The 10596-nt window shown below is 70.5% G+C and carries 9 protein-coding genes and 1 rRNA gene; all 10 read left to right on the forward strand.

Features of this window, described 5'->3' with window-relative positions:
* The first annotated feature begins 11 nt into the window (after positions 1 to 11).
* Complete coding sequence (argC, locus tag JWN97_RS11980; RefSeq protein ID WP_363321286.1) at positions 12 to 1040, forward strand: N-acetyl-gamma-glutamyl-phosphate reductase; 1029 nt, start codon at positions 12 to 14, stop codon at positions 1038 to 1040.
* A complete protein-coding gene (gene argJ / locus JWN97_RS11985; protein ID WP_297622787.1) occupies positions 1040 to 2191 on the forward strand; it encodes a bifunctional glutamate N-acetyltransferase/amino-acid acetyltransferase ArgJ in 1152 nt (383 codons plus the stop codon). The genes argC and argJ overlap by 1 nt, the downstream gene beginning before the upstream one ends.
* Entirely contained in the window at positions 2188 to 3153 is a 966-nt protein-coding gene (gene argB, locus JWN97_RS11990) for an acetylglutamate kinase (protein ID WP_297622789.1), read from the forward strand. Before argJ ends, argB begins: the two co-directional genes overlap by 4 nt.
* A complete protein-coding gene (locus JWN97_RS11995) occupies positions 3150 to 4352 on the forward strand; it encodes an acetylornithine transaminase (RefSeq protein WP_297622791.1) in 1203 nt (400 codons plus the stop codon). The genes argB and JWN97_RS11995 overlap by 4 nt, the downstream gene beginning before the upstream one ends.
* Positions 4349 to 5272 carry an ornithine carbamoyltransferase gene (argF, locus tag JWN97_RS12000; protein ID WP_297622793.1) on the forward strand — a complete coding sequence of 308 codons (924 nt, stop codon included), beginning with the start codon at positions 4349 to 4351 and terminating at the stop codon, positions 5270 to 5272. The genes JWN97_RS11995 and argF overlap by 4 nt, the downstream gene beginning before the upstream one ends.
* On the forward strand, positions 5269 to 5817 hold the full coding sequence (locus tag JWN97_RS12005; protein WP_297622795.1) for an arginine repressor: 549 nt from the start codon (positions 5269 to 5271) through the stop codon (positions 5815 to 5817). The genes argF and JWN97_RS12005 overlap by 4 nt, the downstream gene beginning before the upstream one ends.
* Positions 5814 to 7244, forward strand: coding sequence for an argininosuccinate synthase (gene argG, locus JWN97_RS12010; RefSeq protein ID WP_297622797.1), 1431 nt, complete (start codon positions 5814 to 5816; stop codon positions 7242 to 7244). Before JWN97_RS12005 ends, argG begins: the two co-directional genes overlap by 4 nt.
* Positions 7244 to 8668 (forward strand): argininosuccinate lyase, encoded by a 1425-nt coding sequence (gene argH / locus JWN97_RS12015; protein ID WP_297622799.1) that lies wholly within the window; start codon positions 7244 to 7246, stop codon positions 8666 to 8668. The genes argG and argH overlap by 1 nt, the downstream gene beginning before the upstream one ends.
* Entirely contained in the window at positions 8652 to 9218 is a 567-nt protein-coding gene (locus JWN97_RS12020; RefSeq protein WP_297622801.1) for a DNA-3-methyladenine glycosylase, read from the forward strand. Before argH ends, JWN97_RS12020 begins: the two co-directional genes overlap by 17 nt.
* 455 nt (positions 9219 to 9673) lie before the next feature.
* Positions 9674 to 10596, forward strand: a 16S ribosomal RNA gene (locus JWN97_RS12025); the annotation flags it as partial.

Here is a 10596-nt window from a genome sequence, read left to right on the forward strand (position 1 = left end):
TAGTCATGCATATGTCCGTATCAGTCGCCGTCGCCGGAGCCAGTGGGTATGCCGGGGGCGAGGTCCTGCGCCTGCTCCTCGGCCACCCCGACGTCGAGATCGGGGCACTGACCGCCGGCTCCAACGCGGGGGAGCGGCTCGGGGCCCTGCAGCCGCACCTGCTCCCGCTGGCGGACCGGGTCCTCGTCGACACGACGCTGGAGCACCTGTCCGGCCACGACGTGGTGTTCCTCGGCCTGCCCCACGGCCAGTCGGCCGCGATCGCGCAGGCGCTGGGCGACGACACCGTGGTGATCGACTGCGGTGCCGACTTCCGGCTCCTCGACGCGGCGCAGTGGGAGGCGTTCTACGGCGGCGAGCACGCGGGGTCCTGGCCCTACGGCCTGCCCGAGCTGCCCGGTCAGCGCGACGTGCTCCGGGGAGCGCGGCGCATCGCCGTCCCCGGGTGCTACCCGACCGTGTCGACGCTCGCGATCGTCCCCGCCCTCGCGGCCGGGCTCGTCGAGCCGGACGTCACGGTCGTCGCCGCGTCCGGCACCAGCGGCGCCGGCAAGGCCGCCAAGCCGCACCTCCTCGGCAGCGAGGTCATGGGCAACGCCAGCGCCTACGGCGTCGGCGGCACCCACCGGCACACGCCCGAGATCGTCCAGAACCTCAGCGGCGTGCACGGGTCCGCGGTCCGGGTCGGCTTCACGCCGCTCCTGGTGCCGATGTCGCGCGGCATCCTCGCCACAGTCCAGGCGCCCCTGCTCGACGGCGTCAGCGTGGCCGACGTCCGCGACGCCTACGCCGCGTCGTACGGCGACGAGCCCTTCGTCCACCTCCTCCCCGAGGGCCAGTGGCCCCAGACGCAGTCCGTGCTCGGGTCCAACGCCGTGCAGGTGCAGGTCGCCGTGGACGAGTTCGTACGACGACTGGTGGCGGTGGCCGTGGTCGACAACCTCGCCAAGGGCACCGCCGGCGCCGCTGTCCAGTGCATGAACCTCGCCCTGGGCCTCGACGAGGCCACCGGGCTCTCCACGATCGGACTCGCTCCCTGATGTCAGTCACCCACCCCCGCGGCTTCACCGCCTCCGGCGTCGCGGCCGGACTCAAGTCCAGCGGCGGCAAGGACCTCGCCCTGGTCGTCAACCAGGGGCCGACCTACGACTCCGCCACCGTCTTCACCGCCAACCGCTGCAAGGCCAACCCGGTCCTGTGGAGCCAGGAGGTCGTCAAGGACGGCACCGTGCGCGCGGTCGTGCTCAACTCCGGCGGCGCCAACTGCTACACCGGCCCCGAGGGCTTCCAGACCACGCACGCGGTGGCCGAGAAGGTCGCTGAGGGCCTCGGCATCGGCGCGATCGACGTCGTCGTGTGCTCGACCGGCCTCATCGGCCTCGCCAACGACCGCGACGACCTGCTGGCCGGCGTTGTCGCCGCCACGGCCGCGCTCTCGAGCGACGGGGGAGTGGAGGCCTCCGAGGCGATCATGACCACCGACTCCGTCAGCAAGAACACGGTCGTCGAGGGGGCCGGTTGGTCGATCGGCGGCATGGCCAAGGGCGCCGGGATGCTTGCGCCGGCCCTGGCCACGATGCTGGTCGTCATCACGACCGACGCCGTCGTGCCCGCCGCCGAGCTGGACACCGCGCTCCGCGCCGCCACCCGCGTGAGCTTCGACCGGCTCGACTCCGACGGCTGCATGTCCACCAACGACACGGTCACCGTCATGGCCAGTGGGGCGAGCGGCATCACGCCCACGCCCGCGGACTTCACCGCGGCGCTGACCCAGGCGTGCACCGACCTCGCGATGCAGCTGCTCAAGGACGCCGAGGGCGCCGACCACGAGATCGCGATCACCACGCTCCACGCGGCCACCGAGGACGAGGCCGTCGAGGTCGGTCGCAGCGTGGCGCGCAGCAACCTCTTCAAGGCCGCCGTCTTCGGCAACGACCCCAACTGGGGCCGCGTGCTCGCGAGCATCGGCACCACGTCCGCGCAGTTCGACCCCGCCGACCTCGACGTCGCGATGAACGGCGTGTGGGTCTGCAAGGAGTCGACCCCCGCGGCGGACCCGGCCGGCGTCGACCTCACCGGGCGCGAGGTCAGCGTGACCATCGACCTCAAGTCCGGCGACGCCCGCGCGACCGTCTGGACCAACGACCTCACCCACGCCTACGTCCACGAGAACAGCGCCTACAGCTCATGACAGAGTCCCTCAGCACCGACGCAGCCAGCACCGACGTCCCGACCCCTGGCCGTCCCGACCCGGCCAAGGCGCGCACCCTCGCGGCGGCCCTGCCGTGGCTCAAGCGCTACCACGGCCAGACGATCGTGGTGAAGTACGGCGGCAACGCGATGACCGACGAGTCCCTCAAGATCGCCTTCGCCGAGGACATCGCGTTCCTCCGCTTCGCGGGGTTCAAGCCGGTCGTGGTGCACGGCGGCGGCCCGCAGATCTCCCGGATGCTCGACAAGCTGGGCATCCAGTCCGAGTTCCGCGGCGGGCTCCGGGTGACCACACCCGAGGCCATGGACGTGGTCCGGATGGTGCTCGTCGGCCAGGTGCAGCGCGAGCTCGTCGGGCTCATCAACCAGCACGGAGCGCTCGCCGTCGGCCTCTCCGGCGAGGATGCCGGCCTCTTCACCGCCGAGCCCACCAACACCGTCGTCGACGGCGAGGAGGTCGACCTCGGCCTGGTCGGCGAGGTCGCCAAGGTGCGCCCGGAGGCGGTCCTCGACCTCATCGAGGCCGGCCGCATCCCCGTCGTCAGCTCGGTCGCGCCCGACGTCAACGGCGTGGTCCACAACGTCAACGCCGACACCGCCGCGGCCGCGCTCGCCATCGCCCTGGGCGCCGAGAAGCTCATGGTCCTGACCGATGTCGAGGGGCTCTACCGCGACTACGGCAACTCCGACGACCTCATCCAGGAGATCAGCCCCGAGGCGCTCGGCGCCATGCTGCCCTCCCTCGACGCAGGGATGATCCCCAAGATGCAGGCCTGCTACGAGGCCGTCACCGGCGGCGTGCCGCGCGCCACCGTGGTCGACGGGCGCGAGCCGCACGCCGTGCTGCTGGAGATCTTCACCGACGAGGGTGTCGGCACCCAGGTGCTGCCCGGTGTCCCGACCAAGCTCCGCAAGCCCTACCCGACGGAGGACGACGCATGAGCGCCCCGATCCAGGAGCGCTACGCCGGCGCGGTCATGAACACCTTCGGCCCGCCCGCGCTCGCCCTCGTCCGCGGCAGCGGCGCGCACGTCTGGGACGCCGACGGCAAGGAGTACGTCGACCTGCTGGCCGGCATCGCCGTCAACGCACTCGGCCACGCGCACCCCGCCCTGGTGGAGGCGGTCACCACCCAGCTCTCCACGCTGGGCCATGTCTCCAACTTCTTCGCCACCGAGCCGCAGGTCGCCCTCGCGGAGCGGCTCCTGGAGCTCCTGGGCTGGTCGGGCGAGGAGACCGGCCGCGTGTTCTTCAGCAACTCGGGCGCCGAGGCCAACGAGGCCGCGCTCAAGCTCACCCGGCGCACCGGCCGCACCCGGATCGTGGCCGCGGAGGGCTCGTTCCACGGCCGCACCATGGGTGCGCTCGCGCTGACGTCCAAGGCCGCCTACCGCGAGCCCTTCGAGCCGCTTCCCGGCGACGTGACCTTCGTGCCGTACGACGACCCGGCCGCGCTCGCCGCTGCCGTGGACGACACGGTCGCGGCTGTCGTGCTCGAGCCGATCCAGGGCGAGGCCGGGGTGGTGGTCCCGGCCCCGGGCTACCTGGCCGCCGCGCAGGCGATCGCCCGCGACCACGGCGCGCTCTTCTGGCTCGACGAGGTGCAGACCGGCATCGGCCGCACCGGCGCCTGGTTCGCCCACCGGCCCTCCGAGGGGGTCGACCCCGACGTCGTGACCCTCGCCAAGGGACTCGGCGGCGGCATCCCGATCGGTGCCACGGTCGCGCGCGGCGCGGCCGCCACGCTGCTGCAGCCCGGCAACCACGGCACCACCTTCGGTGGCAACCCCGTCGCCGCCGCGGCCGCGCTCGCCGTCCTCGCCACCATCGAGGCGGACGGCCTCCTCGCCGCGACGACCGAGCGCGGTGACCAGCTCGCCGCCCTGCTCGCGCGGCAGGTCGGTGCCGTCGAGGTCACCGGCGCCGGGCTCATGCGCGGCCTCGAGCTCGACGGCACCTACGCCGTGCAGGCGGTGGCGGCGGCCCGCGACGCGGGCTTCATCCTCAACGCCACCGGGCCCACGCGCCTGCGCTTCGTGCCCCCGCTGGTCATCACCAGCGACGACCTCGACGCCCTGGAGGCGTCCCTGCCCACGATCCTCGACGTCGCCCGACGCACTGCCCAGGAGGCCAGCGCATGACCCGCCACTTCCTCCGTGACGACGACCTGTCGCCGGCCGAGCTCATCGAGGTCCTCGACCTCGCCGACACCATGAAGGCTGAGCCCTACGACCACAAGCCGCTGGCGGGTCCCCGGACCGTGGCGCTGGTGTTCGACCGCCCGACGCTGCGCACCCAGGTCTCCTTCGCGGCCGGCATCGCCGAGCTCGGGGGCAACCCGATGACCGTCGACGGCGGCCTGGCCGCCATGGGCTCCCGCGAGGGTGTCGAGGACGTCGCCCGCGTCCTCGGCCGGCAGGCCGCCGCGATCGTGTGGCGCACGGCCCACCAGAGCGACGTGGTGACCATGGCCGACCACGCCGGCGTGCCCGTGCTCAACGCCCTCACCGACGAGTTCCACCCCTGCCAGCTCCTGGCCGACCTCCAGACCGTGCGCGAGCACAAGGGCCGGCTCGCCGGCGTCCGCGCCGCCTTCGTCGGCGACGGCGCCTGCAACATGGGCAACTCCTGGGTGCTCGCCGGCGCCTCGGCCGGCCTGCACGTCATCATCGGCGCCCCCGACGGGTTCACCCCCGACGCCGACGTGGTCGCCACCGCCCGGGAGATCGCCCAGGACACGGGCGGCTCCATCGAGCTCACCACCGACGCGGTGGAAGCAGTTGCCGGCGCCGACGTCGTGGTCACCGACTCCTGGGTGAGCATGGGCCGCGAGGAGGAGTCCCAGGACCGCCTGCGGGTCTTCCCGCCGTACGGCGTGACCGAGGAGCTGCTCGCCCACGCCGCCACCGACGCCATCGTCATGCTCTGCCTGCCCGCCTACCGCGGCAAGGAGATCTCCGAGGGCGTGATCGAGGGTCCGCAGTCGGTGGTCAGGGACGAGGCCGAGAACCGGCGGCACGCCCAGAAGGCGGTCCTCACCTGGTTGCTGGACCGGTCATGACCGCCGTCACCCCGCTCACCAAGAGCGCCCGCCACCAGCGGATCATCGACATCGTCACCGCCCACCCGGTGCGCTCGCAGACCGAGCTCGCCGACCTGCTCGGTGACCACGGCGTCAAGGTCACGCAGGCCACCCTCAGCCGCGACCTCGTCGAGCTCGACGCGGTCAAGGTCCGCAGCGCCGACGGCGCGCTCGTCTACGCCGTGCCCGGGGAGGGCGGCGACCGCTCGGTCGTGGCGCCCCGCGAGAGCTCGGCCGGTCGCGACCGACTGGCTCGGCTCTGCGCCGAGCTGCTCGTCAGCGCCGAGGCCAGTGCCAACCTCGTCGTGCTCCGCACCCCTCCCGGTGCGGCGCAGTTCCTGGCCAGCGCCTTCGACAAGGCCGACCTGGGTGACATCCTCGGCACCATCGCCGGCGACGACACCCTCCTCGTCATCGGGCGCGACCCCCAGGGCGGCGACGCCCTCGCGCAGCGCTTCCTCGACCTGGCCAACGACCCCCACCACACCGCCACCACCACCACCACCGCAAAGGACGTCCTGTGAGCAAGGTCCTGACCTCCCTTCCCGTCGGCGAGCGCGTCGGCATCGCCTTCTCCGGGGGCCTCGACACCTCGGTGGCGGTCGCCTGGATGCGCGCCAAGGGGGCGGTCCCGTGCACCTACACCGCCGACATCGGGCAGTACGACGAGCCCGACATCTCCGGCGTGCCGTCCCGCGCCAAGCAGTACGGCGCCGAGCTGGCGCGCGCGGTCGACTGCCGCGCGTCGCTGGTCGAGGAGGGCCTGGCCGCGATGGCCTGCGGTGCCTTCCACATCCGCTCCGGCGGCCGGACGTACTTCAACACCACGCCCCTGGGTCGCGCCGTGACGGGGACGATGCTGGTCCGGGCCATGCACGAGGACGGCGTCGACATCTGGGGAGACGGCTCGACCTTCAAGGGCAACGACATCGAGCGGTTCTACCGCTACGGCCTGCTCGCCAACCCCGAGCTCCGCATCTACAAGCCGTGGCTCGACGCCGACTTCGTCCACGAGCTCGGCGGCCGCGACGAGATGAGCCAGTGGCTGACCGAACGCGACCTGCCCTACCGCGACAGCAAGGAGAAGGCCTATTCGACCGACGCCAACATCTGGGGCGCCACCCACGAGGCCAAGACCCTCGAGCAGCTCGACGTGTCGCTCGAGACCGTCGAGCCGATCATGGGCGTGAAGTTCTGGGACCCCTCCGTCGAGATCGCGACCGAGGACGTCACCATCCGCTTCGACCAGGGCCGACCGGTGGCGATCAACGCGCAGTCCTTCCCCGATGCCGTCCAGCTGGTCCTGAAGGCCAACGAGATCGGTGGCCGCCACGGGCTCGGCATGTCCGACCAGATCGAGAACCGGATCATCGAGGCCAAGTCGCGCGGCATCTACGAGGCGCCCGGAATGGCGCTGCTGTGGATCGCCTACGAGCGACTCCTCAACGCGGTGCACAACGAGGACACCATCGAGAGCTACCACAGCCAGGGCCGTCGCCTCGGCCGGTTGCTCTACGAGGGCCGTTGGCTCGACCCGCAGGCGCTGATGATGCGCGAGGCGATCCAGCGCTGGGTGGCCTCGCTCGTCACCGGCGAGGTGACGCTCCGACTGCGCCGCGGCGAGGACTACACGGTGCTGGCCACCCACGGCCCGGCGTTCTCCTACCACCCCGACAAGCTCTCCATGGAGCGCACCGACAACGCGGTCTTCGGCCCGACCGACCGCATCGGCCAGCTGACGATGCGCAACCTCGACATCGCCGACTCGCGCAGCAAGCTCGAGCTCTACGCCTCGCAGCCGCAGGACCAGGGCCACGTCCTGGTCGAGAACGGCAACCTCTTCGGCGAGATCGAGCCCGGGGGAGCGGACCGCATCGCCCGAAGCAACGGCGCCGACGAGCTGGACGACGAGGCGCTCGACCACGCCGCACTGGACGTCGGGACCGACTGATGGGCGAGCACGGCACGACCAACGAGGGCTCGCTCTGGGGTGGGCGGTTCGCGAGCGGGCCGTCGCCCGAGCTCCAGGCCCTCTCGAGGTCGACGCACTTCGACTGGCAGCTGACGCCGTACGACCTCGCGGGCTCGCGCGCCCACGCCAACGCGCTGCACCGCGCCGGTCTCCTGAGCGACGACGACCACGTCGAGCTGGTGCGCGGCCTGACGACGCTGGGGGAGCGGTACTCCGCCGGCGACCTGCTTCCGGCGGAGTCGGACGAGGACGTGCACGGTGCCCTGGAGCGGCTGCTGCTCGACGAGGTCGGACCGGAGGTCGGCGGCCGGCTGCGCGCCGGGCGCTCGCGCAACGACCAGGTCGCGACCCTGTTCCGCGTCTACCTGCGCGACCACGCGCGCACCGTCGCGGGCCTGGTGCTCGACCTCGTCGACGTCCTGGCACGGCAGGCGGACGACCACCTCGAGGTGATCATGCCGGGCCGGACGCACCTCCAACACGCGCAACCGGTCCTGCTCTCGCACCACCTGCTCGCCCACGCCTGGCCCCTGCTGCGCGACGTCGAGCGGCTGCGGGACTGGGATGCTCGCGTCGCGACCGACTCGCCCTACGGCTCCGGTGCGCTCGCCGGCCAGACCCTCGGCCTGGACCCGGAGGCCGTGGCCGCCGAGCTCGGCTTCGCGGGGTCCTCCGCCAACTCCATCGACGGCACCGCCTCGCGCGACTTCGCCGCGGAGTTCGCCTTCGTCACCGCACAGATCGGCGTGGACCTCTCGCGGCTGGCCGAGGAGGTCATCCTCTGGACGACGCGGGAGTTCGACTTCGCGAGGCTGCACGACTCCTGGTCGACCGGGTCGAGCATCATGCCGCAGAAGAAGAACCCCGACATCGCCGAGCTCGCACGCGGCAAGTCCGGCCGGCTGATCGGCAACCTGGCGGGCCTGATGGCCACGCTCAAGGGCCTCCCGCTGGCCTACAACCGTGATCTCCAGGAGGACAAGGAGCCGGTCTTCGACTCGGTCGAGACCCTCGAGGTGCTCCTGCCCGCGGTGAGCGGGATGGTCGCCACCTTGACCTTCAACGCCGACCGGATGGCCGAGCTCGCCCCCCAGGGCTTCTCGCTCGCGACCGACGTCGCCGAGTGGCTGGTGCGCGAGGGCGTGCCGTTCCGCGACGCCCACGAGCTGGCGGGTGCCTGCGTACGCCGCTGCGAGGAGCTGGGGTGCGACCTGCCGGACCTGAGCGACGACGACCTGGCCGCGATCTCACCGTCCCTGACGCCCGAGGTGCGCTCCGTGCTGACCGTCGAGGGCTCGGTCGCCTCGCGCTCCGGTCGGGGCGGTACGGCGCCGGTGCGGGTGCGCGAGCAGCTCGACGAGCTGCGCGCCCGGAGTGCCGACCACCGTGGCCGACTGGGCTGAGGGCGACCCGCTCGAGGTCGCGCCGCGGTTGCTCAACGCCGTGTTCACCCATGGCGGCGTCTCCGTGCGCCTGACGGAGGTCGAGGCGTACGCCGGTCCCGAGGACCCGGGTTCCCACGCCCACCGCGGGCGGACGGAGCGCAACACGGTGATGTTCGGCGCGCCCGGGCACCTCTACGTCTACTTCGTCTACGGCATGCACCACTGCGCCAACCTGGTGACGGGACCCGCCGGCGACCCCGGCGCCGTGCTCCTGCGCGCCGGCGAGGTGGTGGACGGGATCGAGCTCGCGCGCCGACGACGTCCGGGGAGCTCGGACCGTGACCTGGCGCGTGGTCCGGCCCGGCTGTGCCGTGCCCTCGGCATCGACCTGGCCGACAACGGAGTGCGGGCGGAGGTCGTGCCAGGCGAGGCACCGCTGCGGACCAGCAGCGGTCCGCGCGTCGGCCTCCGGCAGGCAGCGGAGCGGCCCTGGCGGTTCTGGGTGAGCGGTGATCCCACCGTCAGCACCTACCGACCGGCCGCTCCGCGGCGCTCCGCAGGCCGCTGACCTGCGGGTATGCGTTCAGACCGCCCCCGGTTTGTCACCACCTCGGGGGAGGGTCTACAGTTCTTCTTGTCGCTGCAAGTGGCGCCGCCTCCTGGCCAGAAGGTCAGATGAAGCGGAAACCTGGCACCGACCACCGAAGCACGAAGCCCGCGAGTTTGACGGTGGGCCCAGCGCCCGGTAAGTTTCTGCAGGTTGCCCCGCGGCCGATCCAGTCCAACTGGTGAGGAACGGGTGCGTCTGATTCTTGAGAACTCAACAGTGTGTTTGATTAGTCGACGAATTAGTTTGTTATGCCCCGTTGACATCAGGCTTTGGTTTGGTGTCGCGGTTTCTTTGACAATGATTCTGAACAGCTGCTTTTGCAGTTGATGTCAGTTTTGTTTTTTGTCAGGGGATGTGGCTCTCTTTTCCTTGCATGTGCTGGCCTTTGGGTTGGTGGGTGTGGGGGTTTGTTTTCGATGGAGAGTTTGATCCTGGCTCAGGACGAACGCTGGCGGCGTGCTTAACACATGCAAGTGGAGCGACGAACCCGAGCTTGCTCGGGGGCAGAGCCGCGAACGGGTGAGTAACACGTGGGTCACCTGCCTCAATGACCGGGACAACCCGAAGAAATTCGGGCTAATACCGGATGTGCACTTTGGTGGAAAGGTAGCTTCGGCTTCCGCATTGAGATGGGCCCGCGGAGCATTAGCTTGTTGGTGGGGTAACGGCTTACCAAGGCGACGATGCTTAGCTGGTCTGAGAGGACGATCAGCCACACTGGGACTGAGACACGGCCCAGACTCCTACGGGAGGCAGCAGTGGGGAATCTTGCACAATGCGCGAAAGCGTGATGCAGCAACGCCGCGTGCGGGAAGAAGGCCTTAGGGTTGTAAACCGCTTTCAGTTGGGACGAAGCTTCGGTCGTGAATAGCGGTTTGGAGTGACGGTACCTTCAGAAGAAGCGCCGGCTAACTACGTGCCAGCAGCCGCGGTAATACGTAGGGCGCGAGCGTTGTCCGGAATCATTGGGCGTAAAGCGCGTGTAGGCGGCTGAGTAAGTCTGCTGTGAAAGTCCAGGGCTCAACCCTGGAATGTCGGCGGATACTGCTCAGCTGGAGTACGGGAGGGGCGAGTGGAATTCCTGGTGTAGCGGTGGAATGCGCAGATATCAGGAGGAACACCGATGGCGAAGGCAGGTCTCTGGGCATTAACTGACGCTGAGGAGCGAAAGCATGGGAGCGAACAGGATTAGATACCCTGGTAGTCCATGCCGTAAACGTTGGGAACTAGATGTGGGGACCATTCCACGGTCTCCGTGTCGCAGCTAACGCATTAAGTTCCCCGCCTGGGGAGTACGGCCGCAAGGCTAAAACTCAAAGGAATTGACGGGGGCCCG

It is taken from the genome of Nocardioides sp. (assembly GCF_025965415.1).
Classification (GTDB): Bacteria; Actinomycetota; Actinomycetes; order Propionibacteriales; family Nocardioidaceae; genus Nocardioides.